Source organism: Streptomyces sp. NEAU-174 (genome assembly GCF_052665095.1).
Window position 1 is genome coordinate 19636 of sequence record NZ_JBQTCE010000020.1, and the last position, 17518, is coordinate 37153.

16 protein-coding genes and 1 pseudogene are annotated in these 17518 nt (G+C 69.9%); 11 read left to right on the forward strand and 6 right to left on the reverse strand.

All coding sequences use genetic code 11. The features are described 5' to 3' along the window. Nucleotides 1–86 precede the first annotated feature (86 nt). On the forward strand, nt 87–761 hold the full coding sequence (locus tag ACT2CW_RS41095) for a FadR/GntR family transcriptional regulator (RefSeq protein WP_445520287.1): 675 nt from the start codon (nt 87–89) through the stop codon (nt 759–761). Between the two features lie 49 nt (nt 762–810). On the opposite strand, the gene ACT2CW_RS41100 is transcribed toward ACT2CW_RS41095, so the two are convergent. The 4 genes from ACT2CW_RS41100 to ACT2CW_RS41115 form a co-directional block, all read right to left on the reverse strand. Continuing rightward, a complete protein-coding gene (locus ACT2CW_RS41100; RefSeq protein WP_037963437.1) occupies nt 811–1134 on the reverse strand; it encodes a hypothetical protein in 324 nt (107 codons plus the stop codon). 276 nt (nt 1135–1410) lie between these two features. Continuing rightward, nucleotides 1411–2181 carry an enoyl-ACP reductase FabI gene (gene fabI / locus ACT2CW_RS41105; protein ID WP_138911283.1) on the reverse strand — a complete coding sequence of 257 codons (771 nt, stop codon included), beginning with the start codon at nt 2179–2181 and terminating at the stop codon, nt 1411–1413. Between the two features lie 5 nt (nt 2182–2186). Then, nucleotides 2187–2891, reverse strand: coding sequence for a 3-oxoacyl-[acyl-carrier-protein] reductase (fabG, locus tag ACT2CW_RS41110; RefSeq protein WP_037963432.1), 705 nt, complete (start codon nt 2889–2891; stop codon nt 2187–2189). 296 nt (nt 2892–3187) lie between these two features. Beyond that, nucleotides 3188–4057 (reverse strand): 4Fe-4S domain-containing protein, encoded by an 870-nt coding sequence (locus ACT2CW_RS41115; protein WP_414083633.1) that lies wholly within the window; start codon nt 4055–4057, stop codon nt 3188–3190. Nucleotides 4058–4226: 169 nt separating this feature from the next. On the opposite strand from ACT2CW_RS41115, the pseudogene ACT2CW_RS41120 reads away from it, so the two are divergent. The 8 genes and pseudogenes from ACT2CW_RS41120 to tyrS all read left to right on the forward strand — a co-directional run. After that, nucleotides 4227–4523 (forward strand): annotated as a pseudogene (locus tag ACT2CW_RS41120) (hypothetical protein); the annotation flags it as partial. A gap of 175 nt (nt 4524–4698) precedes the next feature. Next, nucleotides 4699–5031, forward strand: coding sequence for an SseB family protein (locus tag ACT2CW_RS41125; protein ID WP_432045527.1), 333 nt, complete (start codon nt 4699–4701; stop codon nt 5029–5031). Then, complete coding sequence (locus ACT2CW_RS41130; RefSeq protein WP_445520288.1) at nt 5018–5539, forward strand: hypothetical protein; 522 nt, start codon at nt 5018–5020, stop codon at nt 5537–5539. Before ACT2CW_RS41125 ends, ACT2CW_RS41130 begins: the two co-directional genes overlap by 14 nt. Continuing rightward, nucleotides 5539–10050 carry a putative T7SS-secreted protein gene (locus ACT2CW_RS41135; protein ID WP_445520289.1) on the forward strand — a complete coding sequence of 1504 codons (4512 nt, stop codon included), beginning with the start codon at nt 5539–5541 and terminating at the stop codon, nt 10048–10050. The genes ACT2CW_RS41130 and ACT2CW_RS41135 overlap by 1 nt, the downstream gene beginning before the upstream one ends. A 1-nt stretch (nt 10051) precedes the next feature. Next, complete coding sequence (locus tag ACT2CW_RS41140) at nt 10052–10399, forward strand: hypothetical protein (RefSeq protein ID WP_164434432.1); 348 nt, start codon at nt 10052–10054, stop codon at nt 10397–10399. A gap of 189 nt (nt 10400–10588) precedes the next feature. Beyond that, complete coding sequence (locus ACT2CW_RS41145; protein WP_445520290.1) at nt 10589–12124, forward strand: TldD/PmbA family protein; 1536 nt, start codon at nt 10589–10591, stop codon at nt 12122–12124. Further along, a complete protein-coding gene (locus tag ACT2CW_RS41150) occupies nt 12121–13515 on the forward strand; it encodes a metallopeptidase TldD-related protein (protein ID WP_432045524.1) in 1395 nt (464 codons plus the stop codon). Before ACT2CW_RS41145 ends, ACT2CW_RS41150 begins: the two co-directional genes overlap by 4 nt. Nucleotides 13516–13586: 71 nt before the next feature. Next, nucleotides 13587–15002, forward strand: coding sequence for a tyrosine--tRNA ligase (tyrS, locus tag ACT2CW_RS41155; RefSeq protein WP_445520291.1), 1416 nt, complete (start codon nt 13587–13589; stop codon nt 15000–15002). A gap of 102 nt (nt 15003–15104) precedes the next feature. Here tyrS and ACT2CW_RS41160 read toward each other — a convergent pair whose 3' ends face one another. Beyond that, nucleotides 15105–15389 (reverse strand): GlsB/YeaQ/YmgE family stress response membrane protein, encoded by a 285-nt coding sequence (locus tag ACT2CW_RS41160; protein ID WP_138911272.1) that lies wholly within the window; start codon nt 15387–15389, stop codon nt 15105–15107. A 216-nt stretch (nt 15390–15605) separates the two neighbouring features. Between ACT2CW_RS41160 and ACT2CW_RS41165 the strand changes: the two genes are divergently transcribed. Together ACT2CW_RS41165 and ACT2CW_RS41170 are read left to right on the forward strand one after the other, a co-directional pair. Further along, nucleotides 15606–15995 (forward strand): DUF3099 domain-containing protein, encoded by a 390-nt coding sequence (locus ACT2CW_RS41165; RefSeq protein WP_138911271.1) that lies wholly within the window; start codon nt 15606–15608, stop codon nt 15993–15995. A 193-nt stretch (nt 15996–16188) separates the two neighbouring features. After that, the gene (locus tag ACT2CW_RS41170; protein WP_138911270.1) at nt 16189–16428 is read left to right on the forward strand and encodes a hypothetical protein; all 240 of its coding nucleotides are present in this window, start codon (nt 16189–16191) and stop codon (nt 16426–16428) included. A 20-nt stretch (nt 16429–16448) separates the two neighbouring features. Here the strand turns inward: ACT2CW_RS41170 and moaA are convergent, their stop codons facing one another. Beyond that, the gene (gene moaA / locus ACT2CW_RS41175) at nt 16449–17438 is read right to left on the reverse strand and encodes a GTP 3',8-cyclase MoaA (RefSeq protein WP_445520292.1); all 990 of its coding nucleotides are present in this window, start codon (nt 17436–17438) and stop codon (nt 16449–16451) included. Nucleotides 17439–17518: the final 80 nt, after the last annotated feature.

Here is a 17518-nt window from a genome sequence, read left to right on the forward strand (position 1 = left end):
GTCGCCGGTCCGCGAAGGGCCGTCCGTCCGCCCGCCTCGGACCCCGTCCGCATCGCATCCGCATCCGCCGCACGCACAGGAGAGTCATGCCGCTGACCTCGCCCCGGCGCTCCGCCCTCGCCGACCAGGTGATCGCCCAACTGCGCGCCCAGATCACCTCGGGCGAGTGGCCGGTGGGCTCGCGGATCCCCACCGAGCCCGAGCTGGTCGAGCAGCTCGGGGTCGCGCGCAACACCGTGCGGGAGGCCGTGCGCGCCCTCGCGCACAACGGGCTGCTGGACATCCGCCAGGGCTCGGGCACATATGTGCTGGCCACCAGCGAACTGGCCGGGGTGATGCACCGCCGCTTCTCCGGTGCCGACCCCCGTCATGTGGCCGAGCTGCGCAGCGCCCTGGAGACCAAGGCGGCCCAGCTGGCCGCGGAGCGCCGTACCGAGCAGGACCTCAAGCAGCTGGACGCCCAGCTGGACCGGCGCGAGCGGGCCTGGGAGGCGGGCGACCCGGACGCCTTCGTCGAGGCGGACGCCACCTTGCACATGGTGGTCGTGGCCGCCGCGCACAACGATGTGCTGGCCGAGCTGTACGCGGATCTGGGCGCGGTCGTACGGGACTTCCTGCGCGCGGACGTCGACAGCGGGATGGGCCCGGACGCGTATGTGGACCACGGACGGCTGGTGGAGGCGATCCGGGAGGGGGCCGGGGAGCGGGCGGCGGCCGAGGCCAGCACCCACCCGTTCGGCTGCCGTTTCCGCAGCCGCTGAGCGACGGGCCGCAGGTGCACGCGTACGACGCATACGTGCGCCCCCGCGCTCAGCGGTGGCTCACCCATGCCTTCCGTATCTCCTTCCAGCAGCGCTCGGCGAGCAGCACATACTGCGCCGGGCCGACCTCCACCGGGCGGGCGTCCATGTCCGGATCCCACCAGTGGGCGCATTCGACATGCAGCTGCACCCGGTCGGCGCGGGGATTGGGGTTGAAGCAGTTGGCGGTGGCGTGCGAGCCGCGCACCGTGGTGCTACAGGCGGCCTGGCGCGGCCGGGGCCGCTCCTGCGCGGCGGAGTTGGAGGCGGCGATGATCAGACCCACCGTGGCGACGAGCAGCACCGCGGCCGCGACACGGCGGGTCGTGCGCATGCGGGACCTCCTCGGCCGTGTCGCTGGCGCCGGCGCTCCGGTGAGTCGGTTCGTCGTATCAGGCGTAACTGGTGTATCGGGCGTATCTGGTGCATCAGGCGTATAAGGCGTTACGGGGTGTATGACTCCACAGTGCGTGTACCCACCATCCGAACGCGCGTCCTGCTCCCCCGAACGGGTGAACGCGGATACGGAACGGCCGCCGCCCCGGACCCGCGGTGCGCGGGAGCGGGACGGCGGCCGTCACGCGGAAACGCCGTGGGCGCGGCCGTGGGCTCAGGCGCCCATCATGTGCACACCGCCGTCGACATGCACGATCTCGCCCGTGGTGCGCGGGAACCAGTCGGACAGCAGGGCCACGACGCCACGGCCGGCCGGCTCCGGGTCGGTCAGGTCCCAGCCGATCGGGGCCCGGTGGTTCCACACGTCCGCGAGCTCCTCGAAGCCGGGGATGGACTTCGCGGCCATCGACTTGATGGGCCCGGCGGAGACCAGGTTGCAGCGGACGTTCTTCTCGCCGAGGTCGCGGGCGAGGTAGCGGTTGGTGGACTCCAGCGCCGCCTTGGCCACGCCCATCCAGTCGTACTTCGGCCACGCGAACTGGGCGTCGAAGGTCAGACCGACGATCGAGCCGCCGCGCGGCATGACCGGCAGGCACGCCATGGTGAGCGCCTTGAGGGAGTAGGCGGAGACGTGCACGGCCGTGCCGACGTCCTCCCAGGTGCCCTCGAGGAAGTTGAACGCGCCCTGCGGGCCGAAGGCGATGGAGTGCACCACGCCGTCGAGGTCGACACCCTCGCCCAGGTGCTCGCGCACCTTGTCGGCCAGGCCGTCCAGCTGCTCCTGGTTCTGCACGTCCAGCTCGATGACCGGGGCGGGCTTGGGCAGCCGCTTGGCGATCCGCTCGACGAGGGAGACCCGGCCGAAGCCGGTGAGGATGACCTCGGCGCCCTCCTCCTGGGCCAGCCTGGCGGCGTGGAAGGCGATGGACGCCTCGGTGATGACGCCCGTGACCAGGATGCGCTTACCAGCGAGAATTCCACTCATGACGTTCAGTGACCCATGCCCAATCCGCCGTCGACAGGGATGACGGCTCCAGTGATGTACGCGGCCTCGTCGGAGGCCAGGAAGCGGACCGAGGCGGCGATCTCCTCGGGCTGCGCGTAACGCGCGAGCGGTACCTGCTTCACGATGTTCTCGCGCTGGTCGTCGTTGAGCGCGCGCGTCATGTCCGTGTCGACGAATCCGGGCGCGACCACATTGACGGTGATGTTGCGCGAGCCCAGCTCACGGGCGAGGGAGCGGGCGAAGCCGACCAGGCCCGCCTTGGACGCGGCGTAGTTCGCCTGACCGGCCGAACCCATCAGCCCGACGACCGACGAGATCAGCACCACGCGCCCCTTACGGGCCCGCAGCATCCCCCGGTTGGCCCGCTTGACCACGCGGAACGTGCCGGTGAGGTTGGTCTCGAGGACGGCGGCGAAGTCCTCCTCGGTCATCCGCATCAGCAGCTGGTCGCGGGTGACCCCGGCGTTGGCCACCAGGACCTCGACCGTGCCGTGCTTCTCCTCGATCTCCTTGTACGCCTGCTCGACCTGCTCCGGCTCGGTGATGTCGCACTTGACCGCGAGGAAGCCGGCCGGCGGCTCACCGGACCGGTAGGTGATGGCGACCTTGTCGCCAGCGTCGGCGAAGGCACGGGCGATGGCGAGGCCGATGCCGCGGTTGCCTCCGGTGACGAGAACCGAGCGGCTCAAGGGACCACCTTCTCTTGTCGATCTCTGTCGATTGTTCCTGCGGGACTGTTCCCGTGTTCCTGTGGGACTGGTCCTGTGTTCGTGCGGGACTGTTCCCGTGTTCCTGCGGGGCTGTTCTGCGGGACGTCACAGCGCGTGTCACCCCTACCCCCGCAAACTATCGGTCCGAGGCCCTCGAGGAGGAATCGGGCACCCACAGGGGCGGGTGTCCCTCCCTGTCGACTTCCTACAGAAACCCAGTGGTCACCGACCTCCGCGGGACTCCGCCCCGGCCTCTCCCCCACCCGGGCCCTCCCTCACCACCGGACGGCCGTGAAGTCGATCGGCCGGGGCCGCAGCAGCGCCGTGCGCTCCGCCAGCGCCCGCAACCGCCGGGACATCTCGTCGGCGTCCAGCCGGCACCGGTCCCCGTGGCCCGGCAGCATCCACTCGCACCGCAGCCGTCCGGCCACCCTCGCCAGTGAGGCGGCCAGCTCCTCGATGGAGTGCCAGGTCACGCTCTCCGCCACGGCCAGATCTCCGAGCGAGCGCGACCAGTAGATGCTGTCACCGCTGAAGCAGTACCGGTCGTCCGCGAGGTAGAGCACACTGCCCAGGGTGTGGCCCGGCAGCGGATGGGCGGTGACCCCCGGGCCGATCTCCACGGGTTCCAGGCCCCGGATCACCTGGTCGGCGTCGGGCGCCGCGTCCAGGTCGCCCTCGTGGATCCACAGCCGGGCGCCGAAGTGATCGGCGTAGCGACGGCCGTGTGCGGCGTGGTCGCGGTGGGTCAGCAGCACATCGGTGACGGGGCCCGACGCCGCGTAACGCGCGGCCAGCTCCCGGCTCCAGCGCGGTGTGTCGATCATCATCGCCGTGCCGGACGGCCGCGGCAGCAGATAGGAGTTGGCCCCGGCGTTGTGCTGGGAGTTGTGGCCGCAGATCAGTACGCCGTCGTCCAGGGCCATGGGGAACGGGTCGAGCGCCCGGTCCGGCTGCCCGGACGCCGGGCGGATCGAGCGGGTGGGGCAGGCGAACACGGCGGCGTGCAGGCGCCGCGCCTCCGCCTCGTCGCGCGGCTGACGCACGACCTCCGACCGCCCGCCGACCTCGCTGATCAGCTCGGGCGCTAACTGCCTTGCGACATCGCAGTTGGTACAGCGGTCGTCCACGTACCAGTGGTCCATGACGGGCTCCTTCCGGGAATGCGGCCCTGGTCCGGGCCGCCCTTCCAGGGATAGCCAGCCGCGGACAAAACCGGTAGACCCTGCCGATCTTGCACTTCCGGGCCCGGGCCTCTCTCTTCATCTCTTGAAACGGGATTGGTTCAGACCTTTAAGCGCCCAGGAAGGCGTCCGTGGCCATACGGCTGCTGGGTTGCCGGCCACGCTGTTGGGGCTGGCGGTCACGCAGAGCTGGTCCTGGTACCACGACGAGTCCCTCGAAGAACCCGGACATCAAGATCCTGGCCTCCGTCGACCCGAGCAGCTTCCCGCTCGGCACCGACCCCAACCAGACCTGGTACGACGGCTACTACCCGATCCTGTGGACGAACAGCACGTACAAGATGCTGTACGCCTGCCCACCTTCGCGAGCGAGACGCAGGACCGGTTCCTGCTCGACGGGCTGAAGTGGCTCGGCGGCGCGGGCTGAGCCCAGGCTGAACACCCGGTCCTGTTCATCACCCCGCGTCGCGTGGCGGTCACCAATGGTGTCAGTCACCTGTGCGAGGATGGCTCGCATGTTTCGGGGAGGGGACAGCAGACCGCCTGGTCAGGCTGGTAGAACGACGCTGGCGGACCTCATCCGCCAGGAGACCGCCGCGCGGATGTCGGAGCCGGAGAAGTGGGCGGCGCTGCGGAAGGCGCGGCTGTACTTCCAGCGTCCGGAGGAGCCGGGCTTCCTGGTCTCGGAGACCGCCGAGGACGGCCCGCTCGTGCCGGTCTTCACCTCGGTCGAGGGGCTCGCGCGCTTCGCGGGGGCGTGCGGATGGGCGTCCACGACCGTCGAGGACCTGGTGGACCTGTTGCCCGAGGGCGTACGGGCGCTGGTGGATCCGCTGGGCGAGCGCCCCTTCCTCCTGGACGCGCGGACGCTGCGCGACGCGGACGGCCGGGATTCGGAAGGCCGCGAGGAGGGGGCTGGGCGTGGCGGATCCTGATGCCCGGAATGTGAACCGCGCCCCCAGCGAGGGCGGCGAACACGGCAAGTACGGCGGCAACGAGGGCGCCGACGGTTACAAGATCGAGATCGCTTCGGTGAAGGGCCTGATCGCCCCGCTGGAGGAGTCGGTCGTCGGGGCCCGGGCCGTGAAGAACGACCAGGAGAAGCTGACGGCCTATCTCCAGCACTGCGGCGCCCCCGAACTCCTGGAATCGGGCAAGGCGTTCCTCACGGAGTGGGGCTTCGGCATGGGCGAGCTGGCCGATCACGCGGACGCGGTGGTGGAGCGGCTGTACGAGGCGATAGCCGGGTACATGCTGGCGGATCTGATGCGGATCAAGGACTTCTGGCCCTCGGACGAGAACATGGCCAAGCTCCCCTCGGGCGCGGCGGGTAACTGGTCCTGGGAGCATGTGGGCGCGCCCGAGATGGAGAAGCGCCCGGAGGACACGGCGTTGTCGAAGTTCGCGCGCAAGCTCCAGAGCGAGTACGGGGACGAGTCCTGATGGGCGATCCGGACGCGGGGCGGGCCCCGCAGATACGGATTCCGGAAGGGGCCAAGCCCAAGGATCTGATCCCCGGCAACCCGGACGACATCGACGACCTGGTGCTGGAGCTGCGCGCGTACGCGGGCGCCTTCCAGGACGGCAAGGACAAGCTGCGGCCGCTGGAGCTGGCGGACTGGTCGGGCAAGGGCGCGAGCGAGTTCCGGAAGTCGGTCGACCGGCTGCCGAAGGAGCTGACCTCGGGCCATGACCAGTTCACCCATGCGGCGAGCGCGCTGGCGGCGTACGCCACCAAGCTGCGGTCGGTGCAGAAGCGGTGTGAGCCGATCATCGAGGACGCGGACGCGGCGCGGGCGGCGTCCAAGGCGCACGGCAAGAAGGTCGAGTCGTACAACGACGCGGTGACGCGCGGCGACGAGCAGTTGCCGGAGAAGCCTTCGGAGACCGATCCGGGCATCGCCGCGATGGAGGGGTGTGTCGGTCGGCTGGACAAGCTGATCGAGGAGTTGCAGCTGGTCGTCGACGCGTCGAAGAAGAAGATCGACAAGGCGGCGGAGAAGGCCCCGAACAAGCCGAGCAACTGGCAGAAGGTCGGGGACGGCCTCAAGGACGGGCTGTGGAAGGTCCACTACGGCATCCTGGGCGTGGCCGAGCTCCCCGCCTCACTCCTCAAGGGCGACGCCCAGGGCTTCGCGATGCAGCTGGCCGGCATGGTGGACGGCGCGGCGTACGCGGCTCAGCACCCCAAGGAGTTCGCGAAGGCGGTCACGAACTGGGACATGTGGTCCAAGGACCCGCTGCGCGCGGCGGGCGAGATCACCCCGTCGCTGCTGCTCGCCCTGGCCACGGGCGGCGCGAGCGCGCTGCGCAAGGAGCTCCGGACGGGCCAGACCGCCGCCCAGCGGCTGGCGGCCCGTAAGAAGGTCCTGGGCCGGGACGGCGAGGCGTCCGGCCGGGCGGACAGCGAGGGCACCCACGACCGCCACACCCACGACCGGGACTGCGAGGACGACCCCGTCGACGTCGCGACCGGCGAGATGGTCATGCCGGCTACGGATGTGTCCCTGCCCGGGGCGCTCCCCCTGGTCCTGGAGCGCACCTTCGTCTCCGGGCACACCTGCGGCGGCTGGTTCGGCCGCACCTGGGCGGCCACACTCGACCAGCGGCTGGAGCTGGACGCGGACGGGATCGTGTTCGTCACGGCAGACGGGATGGTGCTGCGCTACGGGGTGCCGACGCCCGGGGAGGACACCTATCCGGCGCGGGGCCCGCGCTGGCCGCTGCGCTGGGACGGCGCGGCGGGCGGCACGATGCGGATCGAGGTTCCCGAGCGGGGCCACACGCTGTGCTTCGACCCGCTGGTGGGCAACGAGCTCCCCCTGACGGTAATCGAGGACCGCAACGGCCGGTCGATCACCTTCACCTATGACGAGGACGGCACCCCGCTTGAGGTGGTGCACTCCGGCGGGTACCGCATCGCGATCGACACCGATCCGGAGCTGATGCGCGTCACGGGGCTGCGGCTGCTGGGCGTGGGTGACGCCGAGGAGGGCACCCCGCTGGTCGCCTTCGGCTACAACGACGCGGGCGACCTGACCCAGGTCTTCAACTCGGCCGACGAGCCGATGCGGTTCACCTACGACGACCAGCACCGCGTCACATCATGGACCGACCGCAACGGCACCAGCTTCGGGTACGTCTATGACCACCGGGGCCGGGTGCTGCGCACCATCGGCTCGGACGACATGATGACCGGCCGCTTCCACTACGACGAGGCGTCCCGCACCACCGTCTACACGGACTCGCTCGGCCACCGCATCACGTATGTCTTCGACGCGGCGTACCGGGCGGTGGCCCGCACCGATGCCCTGGGCCACACCACCCGCACCGAGTGGGACCCGGGGACGCGCCGCCTGCCGCTGTCGGTGACGGACCCGCTGGGCCACACCACGCGCTACGCGTACGACGACTCCGGCAACCTGATACGCGTCACCCGCCCGGACGGCACGGCGGCCACGGCCACGTATGACGCGTACGGCAGGCCGCTGGAGGTGCGGGAGCCGGACGGCGCGGTGTGGCGCCACGCCTATGACGACCGGGGCAACCGCGTCCGGACGACGGACCCGATGGGCGCGGAGACGCACTACACGTACGACGAGTCGGGGAACCTGACCTCGGTCACGGACCCGCTGGGCCACACCGTGACCGTGGTGTGCGATGCGGCGGGCCTGCCGGTGGAGGTCACCGACGCGGCGGGCAACACGACCACGGTCCGCCGGGGCACCCATGGCCGCATCACGCGCGTCACCGACCCCCTGGGCCATGTCACCCGCCAAGGCTGGACCATCGAGGGCAAGCCCGCCTGGCGCACCCGGCCGGACGGCAGCCGCGAGACCTGGGCCTGGGACGCCGAGGGCAACCTCCTCGAACACACCGACCCGGCGGGCAACACCACCCGCCACACCCACACCCACTTCGACCTCCCGGCGACACGGACCGACCCGGACGGGGCGACGTACGCCTTCAGTTACGACACCGAGTTGCGCCTGACGACGGTGACGAACCCGCAGGGCCGGACGTGGACGTACGCGTACGACAGGGCGGGGCGGGTCGTCTCGGAGACTGACTTCAACGGCCGCACGCTCAGCTACCGGCACGATGCGGCGGGCCGCCTGATATCCCGGGAGAACGGCGCGGGCGAAACCCTGGCCTACACGCGCGACGCGCTGGGCCGCACGGTCGCCACGCGCACGGCGGACGGTACGGAGACGACGTTCGCATACGACGCAGCGAGCCGCCTGACGCGGGCAGCGAACCCGGACACGGAGCTGAGCCGCACGTATGACGCGCGGGGCCGGGTCCTGTCGGAGACGGTGGGCGGTCGTACGACGTCGTACGCGTACGACGCGGCGGGCAACCGCACCGAGCGGATCACGCCGAGCGGCCTGCGGTCGGCGTGGACGTACGACGCGGCCGGCCGCCCGCAGTCCCTCACCACGGCGGACAACTCCCTGCACTTCGCGTACGACGCGGCGGGCCGCGAGACGACGCGGACGTTCGGCGACGATGTGACCCTGACGCAGGCGTGGGACGCCCAGGACCGCATGACGGGCCAGACCGTCACCGGCCCGGCCAACGCCCTGATCCAACACCGGGCGTACGCCTACCGCCCGGACGACCACCTCACCGAGATCCGCGAGCTGACGTCCGGGACCCGCCGCTTCGACCTCGACCCGGTAGGCCGTGTGACGGCGGTCCACGCGCACGGCTGGACCGAGACCTACGCCTACGACGCGACGGGCAACCTGACGCACGCCACGGCCCCGGACCACGAGGCGCCCGGCGACCGCGAGTTCACCGGCACGCTGATCCACCGCGCGGGCCGCACGACGTACGAACACGACGCCCAGGGCCGCCTGACCCGCCGCACCCGCAAACTGCTGAACGGCCAGACCCGCACCTGGACCTACACCTGGAACGCGGAAGACCGCCTGACGGACACGACAACCCCGGACGGCAACCACTGGCACTACACCTACGACCCGCTGGGCCGCCGCATCGCGAAACAACGCGTCGCGAAGGACGGCACGGCCACCGACCGCCTCGTGTTCACCTGGGACGGCACCCGCCTGGCCGAACAGACGGCAGCCGACGGCACAACGCTGACGTGGGACTACACCCCGGGCACCCACCGCCCCCTGACCCAAACCGAGCACCACACGTCCCGTGAGCCGGCGGCGGAAACATCACCGGTCCTCCGCCGCTTGACCGATACGACCCCGCAATCGGAATACGACGCCCGCTTCCACGCCATCATCACTGACTTGGTCGGCACCCCCACCGAACTTGTCACCCCCGACGGCACCCTCGCCTGGCAACACCGCACCACCCTCTGGGGCACCCCCCTCCCCGCCCCACCCGGCTCAGCCGACTGCCCCCTCCGCTTCCCCGGCCAATACGCCGACCCGGAAACCGGCCTCCACTACAACTACTTCCGCCACTACGACCCCGAAACGGCCCGCTACGCCTCCCCCGACCCCCTCGGGCTCGAACCTGCCCCTAACCCCCATACCTACGTGCCCACCCCGCACGTTGGAGCCGATCCCCTCGGACTTGCACCTGAGGAATGTGTACGGCAGGTCTCAGCAAAATCGGTCCGTTTTAGCCAGAGCTCCGTAACTGGGGCGGACGAGATAATAAAGAGCATGGCCGAAAATGGCTGGCAGGGTGGTCCGATCGATGTTATTCGCATGCCTGATGGCGGCCTCACCAGCATAGATAACACTCGAGTACTGGCGGCGCGATACACTGACACCCCGATTCAAGCTCGCATACACGACTACAATGCTCCCCTCCCGGATGAAATTCGGGAGAGCGGCCGATTCCACACCCGGAAAGCCACACCTGAGACGTGGGGGGAAGCAATCGACGCCAGGATCGGGAAGCAGAACTCTGGATACAGAAACACCTACCCGTCGGGGTCGGATGTGACGGGATGGCAAGGAGATTAGAATGCTGGACATTCTCTCACCCACAGAACTACCGGATGGATTTGCATACCCGGATATTTTCGTGCGAGCCGCAGAGTCTGGATTGACGAGCCTCGAGCCGTGGTGGTTGCTGGAGGGAGACAACCTACGCGCAAGGCATTCGGGCCTAAAAGAGCGCTTTCCGGACAGAGCACTCGTCCCTTTTGCACGCCGGGAAGACAATGACGATGTCGCATGCTGGGACCTGGAAAACGGCAAGGTGTGCATCATTCACGACTTTTCATCTCCGGGACGTGAAGAGCGGGGAAGTTTTGAGAGCTTCACAGACTGGCTGCGAGCGGCTCTGGAAGATTTTATTGAGTTCGAATGACGGAGTTCCGGCGCGGGTGGCGCTGCGCACACTGCGTCTGTCTGTAGATCATGAGTGCTATCCCGTATGGGTACTCGCTGAACATGAGCTGGATAACGCAGCGCCCGACTCGGGCGCGCCCCACCCCACACCGGCGTGGTTCACTGCCGACGGACACCACACAACTCACGCGACGAAGAGGAGCCGCCCGTGGCGCACGAGATTGATCCGTCCTTCCTCGCGCTGCCCCTGAGGGCGCTCGCCGACGCGGCGCTGGCGCGGGCTCGGGCGCTTGGGGCCGTGCATGCCGACTTTCGGTTGGAGCGGGTGCGGAGTGCCGCGTGGCGGTTGCGGGATGGCAGGCCGTCCGGGGCCTCCGACATCACCGACTTGGGGTATGCCGTACGGGTCGTGCACGGCGGGGCGTGGGGGTTCGCCTCGGGGGTGGATCTGAGCATGGACGCCGCCGCGCGAGTGGCCTCGCAGGCCGTGGCGATGGCGAAGCTGTCGGCCAAGGTGATCGAGGCGGCGGGGTCCGATGAGCGGGTGGAGTTGGCGGACGAGCCGGTGCACGCCGACAAGACCTGGGTTTCCTCGTATGAGGTCAACCCGTTCGACGTGGCCGACCCCGACAAGACCGGACTGCTCGCCGAGTGGAGCCGGCGGCTGCTCGCCGCCGATGGGGTCGCGCACGCGGACGCGTCGCTGCTGACGGTGCAGGAGAACAAGTTCTACGCGGACACGGCGGGCACCGTGACCACCCAGCAGCGGGTGCGGCTGCATCCGCAGCTCACAGCCGTGGCCGTGGATCCGGCGAGCGGGGAGTTCGACTCGATGCGCACCCTCGCCCCACCGGTCGGGCGCGGCTGGGAGTATCTCACCGGCGGGCCCGGCGCGGGCGGCTGGGACTGGGACGCGGAGCTGGCGCAGATCCCGGAGCTGCTGACCGAGAAGATGCGCGCGCCATCCGTCGAGGCCGGGTCGTACGACCTGGTGGTGGACCCGTCCAATCTGTGGCTGACCATCCATGAGTCGATCGGCCACGCCACCGAGCTGGACCGCGCGCTCGGCTACGAGGCGGCGTACGCGGGCACTTCCTTCGCCACGTTCGACCAGCTCGGAAAGTTGAAGTACGGCTCCGAGGTCATGAATGTGACCGGGGACCGGACCGCCGAGCACGGGCTGGCCACCATCGGCTACGACGACGAGGGCGTGGCCGCCCAGTCCTGGGACCTGGTGAAGAACGGCACGCTCGTCGGCTATCAGCTGGACCGCAGGATCGCCCGGCTGACCGGTTTCGAGCGGTCGAACGGCTGCGCGTTCGCCGACTCGCCGGGCCATGTGCCGGTGCAGCGGATGGCGAACGTATCGCTCCAGCCCGCCCCCGGCGGCCCCTCGACGGAGGAGTTGATCGGGGACGTCGAGAACGGTCTGTATCTGGTCGGCGACCGCTCCTGGTCGATCGATATGCAGCGGTACAACTTCCAGTTCACGGCGCAGAGGGCGTATCGCATCAGAAACGGCGCGCTCGCGGGGCAGGTGCGCGACTTCGCCTACCAGGCCACCACCACCGACTTCTGGGGTTCGATGACGGCCGTGGGCGGCCCCGGGACGTATGTCCTGGGCGGCGCCTTCAACTGCGGCAAGGCCCAGCCCGGGCAGATCGCGGCGGTCTCGCACGGCTGCCCGTCGGCGCTGTTCCGCGGCGTCAACATCCTCAACACCACCCAGGAGGCCGGACGATGAGCGTGAAGCCCCATGAGATCGTCGAGCGCGCCCTGGAGCTGTCCCGCGCGGACGGCTGTGTGGTGATCGCCAACGAGACCTCGACGGCCAATCTGCGCTGGGCGGGCAACGCCCTGACGACCAACGGTGTCACCCGCGGCCGCACCCTGACCGTCGTGGCCACCGTGAACGGCGGGCAGGGCACCGCCTCGGGCGTGGTGTCCCGGTCCGCGGTCACCGCCGAGGAGCTGGAGCCGCTGGTCCGGGCCGCCGAGGCGGCGGCGCGGGAGGCGGAGCCGGCCGAGGACGCCCAGCCGCTGGTGGAGCGGGATCCGGGCGCGGCGGTCTCCCCCGGCTTCACCGACTCCCCCGCCGTGACCTCCTCCGAGGTGTTCGCCGGCTTCGCGCCCGCCCTCGGCGAGTCCTTCGCCCGGGCCCGCGCGGGCGGCCGGGAGAGTTACGGATTCGCCCACCACGAGCTGGTCTCCAGCTATCTCGGCAGCTCCACCGGGCTGCGGCTGCGCCATGACCAGCCCACCGGCACGCTCGAGGTGAACGCCAAGTCACCGGACCGTACGCGTTCGGCCTGGGCCGGGCGGGCCACCCGCGACTTCACCGATGTGGACCCGGCCGCGATCGACGCCGAGCTCGCCCGGCGGCTCGCCTGGGCCGAGCGCAGGGTCGAGCTGCCGGCCGGCCGCTACGAGACGCTGCTGCCGCCGAGCGCCGTGGCCGATCTGCTGATCGACCAGCTGTGGTCGTCCTCGGCGCGGGACGCGGCGGAGGGCCGTACGGTCTTCAGCAAGCCGGGCGGTGGCACCCGGATCGGCGAGAAGCTGTCCGAGCTGCCCTTCACGCTGCGCAGCGACCCGGCCGAGCCGGGTCTGGAAGCGGCGCCGTTCGTGATCGCGCACTCGTCCGGGGACGACGCGTCGGTCTTCGACAACGGGCTGCCGCTGTCCGCCACCGACTGGGTCCGTGACGGGGTGCTCCAGCAGCTGATCACCACCCGGCACACCTCCGCCCTCACCGGGCTGCCGCTCGCCCCCGCGGTCGACAACCTCATCGTGGACGCGGGCGGCACCCGCTCGCTGGAGGAGATGGTCGCCTCGACCGAGCGGGGGCTGCTGCTGACCTGCCTGTGGTACATCCGCGAGGTCGACCCGGCCACGCTGCTGCTCACCGGGCTGACCAGGGACGGCGTCTATCTCGTGGAGAACGGCGAGGTGGTCGGCGAGGTGAACAACTTCCGGTTCAACGAGTCACCGGTGGATCTGCTCGCCCGCGCCACCGAGGCGGGCCGCACCGAGCGGACGCTGGCGCGGGAGTGGAGCGACTACTTCAACCGCGCCGCGGTGCCGCCGCTGCGCATCCCGGACTTCAATATGAGCTCGGTCAGCAAGGGGGTGTGAGGAGCCGAATAGACTGGTCCACGCCCGATCCGATCCATTCCATATCCGTTTCGTCTATCACCAGGAACGCCATGACACGCCTCGGCGAATCCGTCGCCCGCGCCAGCGAGCTCCTCACCCAGGACCTCTCCTCCGACAAGACCGTCGAGCGGCTGCTCGAGGAGACGGGCTCGCGGCGCTATATCGACCTGACGGACCTCTCGCCGACGGAGCAGGCCGAGCTGATCGCGTCCCGTACGGTCGAGATCCTGCCCGGCGTGGCGGAGCTGGCCAAGCGGATCGAGGAGCGCCGCGGCGCAGGCCAGGGTCTGGCCATCAAGCTGGGCATCGACCCCACGGCCGCCGATGTGCACCTCGGCCATGTGGTGCCGATGATCGTCCTCAACCGCTTCCAGCGCATGGGGCATGACGTCACGCTGCTGATCGGCGACTTCACGGCCAAGATCGGCGACCCGTCGGGCCGTACGGCGGAGCGCCCGCCGCTGACCGACGACGACATCGCCCGGAACCTCGCGGGCTACCAGGACCAGGTCCGGCCGTTCTTCGACTTCGAGAAGGTCAACTTCCGGCAGAACAGCGAGTGGCTGGCGCCGTACACCTTCCCGGAGCTGCTGGGGCTGCTCGCCCAGGTGCCGGTCTCCCAGCTGCTCCAGCGCGAGGACTTCCGCAACCGGCTGGCCGCCGGCTCCGGGCTGACCATGTCCGAGCTGCTGTACCCGATCGCGCAGGCCCTCGACTCGGTGGCCCTGGAGTGCGATGTGGAGCTGGGCGGCGCGGATCAGCTGCTCAATCTCCAGATGGGCCGCAAGCTGATGGAGCTGCGCGGGCAGCGGCCGCAGCTGGTGGTCACGATGCCGCTGATCGAGGGCACGGACGGCACCGGCGCCAAGATGTCCAAGTCCAAGGGCAACTATGTGGCGCTCTCCGCGACCGCCGAGGATGTCTTCGGCAAGATCATGTCGATTCCGGACCGGCTGATGAAGCCGTACCTGGAGGCATGGACCGAGTGGACGGACGCGGAGATCACCGCCGCGATCGCCCGGGTCGAGGAGCGGTCGCTGCACCCGATGGATCTGAAGAAGGTCCTGGCGGGCGAGGTGGTGGCGGCGCTGTACGGCCTCGAGAAGGCGATGGCGGCCCGTGCGGGCTTCGTCGCCCAGTTCTCCAGGAAGAGCTTCACCGACGTCGAGACGCCGGTGGTCGACGCCGGGGAGCACGGCACCGAGTCCATCGCGACCGTGCTGAGCAAGGTGCTGGAGTTCCAGCCCAGCGCCTCGGCCGCCCGCCGGGTGGCCAAGCAGAACGGTCTGCGGCTGGTGATCGAGACCGAGGGCGGCCAGGAGTCGGTGGTGCTGCCCGAGGCCCAGGCGGTGCGCCCGCTGGCCGAGGTGGTCGCGGAGACGCTGGCGTCCGCCGGGCTCAGCGGGGCCTCCGACGCGGTCTACCTCAAGGCCGGGCGGAAGATCGCCCAGGTGCGCGGGGTGTAGTCCGCCCGGCCCACGACCGCGAGGGCGGTGTGACCCGGTGCGCGTCCACCATGCGCACCGGCCACCGCCGTCGCGCGCCGGGTCACACCGCCGTCGCGCCCCTCAGGTCGTACTGCGTCTGCGTCCGCCACCGCGGATCGAGTGCCACAGCGGAGTGCCCAGCGCGACGATCAGCACGGCCCCCGCCAGCTGGAGCAGATGCCGGATCCAGTCGAAGCCCTCGGTGTGCCTGACCCCGATCCAGCCGGCCACGGCATTGCCCAGGATGCCGCCGAGGATGCCGTAGATGCAGGTCAGCCAGAGCGGAATGGCCTGTTTGCCGGGCAGGATCGCCCTGGCGATCACACCCAGGATCAGGCCCACGACGATCGCCCATAGCCAGTTCATGTCGCCTCCCTGACACGCGGCGAGGGGATGCAGATCCCTTCCAGTGTTCGGCCACTCCGAGTACGGCGCACGCCGGAGGGCCGATACGCACGTCGGCGTAGCCGGAGACGGCACCCATCAGGGTGCCCCGGTCTCGAACCGACAGCAGGCGCGGCGTAACGTTGAGTACGTCCCAGAGCGGGGGCAGCCCGCTCGGCGATCAGGTGGTGGAACGTGATGCGGAAGCACGGCGATGCGGAGGTCTTCCGGATCACCGGAGCGCGGCAGGGGCTGGCCGACGACGTACGCGGCCGGCAGCGCCGCTATGTGATCTCGATGTCGGTCCGGACCATCGCGGTCGTGCTGGCGGCAGTGTTGTGGAACGTGGAGCGCCATGTGGCGATCGTGGCCCTGGTGCTCGGTGCGGTGCTGCCCTACATCGCGGTCGTGATAGCCAACGCGGGCCGGGAGAACGCCACTTCGCTGCCCACCACCTTCATCCCGACCCCGCCCCGTCCGATGCTGATCGCCGGGCGCGGAGAGGAGCCGAGCGACCCCCAGGGGGCGGAATCGGTCCCGGAGGACGTCGGACATATCAGCGAGCCTGGACGCGGTGAACATGGCTGACCTGCCACGTTTCCGTAAGCTCAAGAAAACCTCAGATCAATAGTGCAGTACCGGTGCACCGGGCCCCATCCCTCGTGACATACTGCGTACGCGCTCCGCATCCCCCGTCGGAGCGACGGACCGACGCCGGGCGGCTCCCCCCGTGGCTGCCCGGCGTCGTCATGTCCGGCGGGCTTTTCGTAGAGTCTGCGGTGTGAACACCCGCGAGACCGCCGCCGAGACCGACACCGTGATCTGCTCCGCCAAGGGCTGCCACGCCCCCGCCGTATGGGTGCTGGCCTGGAACAACCCCAAGATCCACACCCCGGAGCGGCGCAAGACCTGGCTCGCCTGCGAGGAACACCGCGAATATCTCTCGGAGTTCCTCGGAGTGCGGGGCTTCCTCAAGGACGTGGTGCCGCTGGAGGAATGGTCGGCCACCGAGAACGAGTGAGCAGCCCCCGAAACGAGTGATCAGCCCCCGATCGCCGACATCGGCCGGTCCGGCTGGAGGAACGACGGGTCATCGAGCCCGGACCCGGCCTTCTTGCCCCACATCGCCAGCCGCCACAGCCGGGCGATCTCCTCGTCCGGGGCGCCGGAGCGCAGCGCTCCGCGCAGATCGGACTCCTCGCGCGCGAAGAGGCAGGTGCGCACCTGCCCGTCGGCGGTCAGCCGGGTGCGGTCGCAGGCGCGGCAGAACGGGCGGGTGACCGAGGCGATGACGCCGACCCGGGCCGGGCCGCCGTCAACCAGCCAGCGCTCGGCGGGCGCCGAGCCGCGCTCGTCCTCGCCCTCGGCGGTGAGGTCGAAGCGGGTGCGCAGACTGGCCAGGATGTCCCCGGCGGTGATCATGCCGTCGCGCTTCCAGCCGTGCTGCGCATCGAGCGGCATTTGCTCGATGAAGCGCAGCTCATAGCCGTTCTCCAGGGCCCAGGCGAGCAGCTCGGGCGCCTCGTCGTCGTTGAGCCCGGGCATCAGCACGGCGTTGACCTTCACCGGGGTCAGCCCGGCGGTGTGCGCCGCGTCCAGGCCGCGCAGCACATCGTCATGGCGCTTACGCCGGGTGATGGCCTGGAAGACCTCCGGACGCAGGGTGTCGAGCGAGACATTGACCCGGTCCAGGCCCGCGTCGCGCAGGGACCGGGCGGTGCGCTCCAAACCGATGCCGTTGGTGGTCAGCGACATCCGGGGGCGCGGGTCGAGCTCCGCGCAGCGCTCGACGATGCCGACCAGACCGGGGCGCAGCAGTGGCTCACCGCCGGTGAAGCGGACCTCGGTGACCCCGAGCTCGGTGACGGCGATCCGGATCAGCCGGACTATCTCGTCGTCGGTGAGCAGATCCGGTTTGGCGAGCCATTGGAGGCCTTCTTCCGGCATGCAGTAGGTGCACCGCAGATTGCAGCGGTCGGTCAGGGAGACACGCAGGTCGGTGGCTACGCGACCATAGGTGTCGATCAACATGGTGGCGGCCCCTCCACGGTTGGCGTGCGTGCACTGCTCAATTCTCTCGCAGCGTACGTGACGGGTGTGACATGGAGGGG

Excerpts from the sequence above, each read along its gene's own strand:
- ACT2CW_RS41095 (WP_445520287.1), top strand. The coding sequence starts at position 87 with ATGCCGCTGACCTCGCCCCGGCGCTCCGCCCTCGCCGACCAGGTGATC.
- ACT2CW_RS41100 (WP_037963437.1), bottom strand. The coding sequence starts at position 1,134 with ATGCGCACGACCCGCCGTGTCGCGGCCGCGGTGCTGCTCGTCGCCACG.
- fabI (WP_138911283.1), bottom strand. The coding sequence starts at position 2,181 with ATGAGTGGAATTCTCGCTGGTAAGCGCATCCTGGTCACGGGCGTCATC.
- ACT2CW_RS41115 (WP_414083633.1), bottom strand. The coding sequence starts at position 4,057 with ATGGACCACTGGTACGTGGACGACCGCTGTACCAACTGCGATGTCGCA.
- ACT2CW_RS41125 (WP_432045527.1), top strand. The coding sequence starts at position 4,699 with ATGTCGGAGCCGGAGAAGTGGGCGGCGCTGCGGAAGGCGCGGCTGTAC.
- ACT2CW_RS41135 (WP_445520289.1), top strand. The coding sequence starts at position 5,539 with ATGGGCGATCCGGACGCGGGGCGGGCCCCGCAGATACGGATTCCGGAA.
- ACT2CW_RS41140 (WP_164434432.1), top strand. The coding sequence starts at position 10,052 with ATGCTGGACATTCTCTCACCCACAGAACTACCGGATGGATTTGCATAC.
- ACT2CW_RS41150 (WP_432045524.1), top strand. The coding sequence starts at position 12,121 with ATGAGCGTGAAGCCCCATGAGATCGTCGAGCGCGCCCTGGAGCTGTCC.
- tyrS (WP_445520291.1), top strand. The coding sequence starts at position 13,587 with ATGACACGCCTCGGCGAATCCGTCGCCCGCGCCAGCGAGCTCCTCACC.
- ACT2CW_RS41160 (WP_138911272.1), bottom strand. The coding sequence starts at position 15,389 with ATGAACTGGCTATGGGCGATCGTCGTGGGCCTGATCCTGGGTGTGATC.
- ACT2CW_RS41165 (WP_138911271.1), top strand. The coding sequence starts at position 15,606 with ATGCGGAAGCACGGCGATGCGGAGGTCTTCCGGATCACCGGAGCGCGG.
- moaA (WP_445520292.1), bottom strand. The coding sequence starts at position 17,438 with ATGTTGATCGACACCTATGGTCGCGTAGCCACCGACCTGCGTGTCTCC.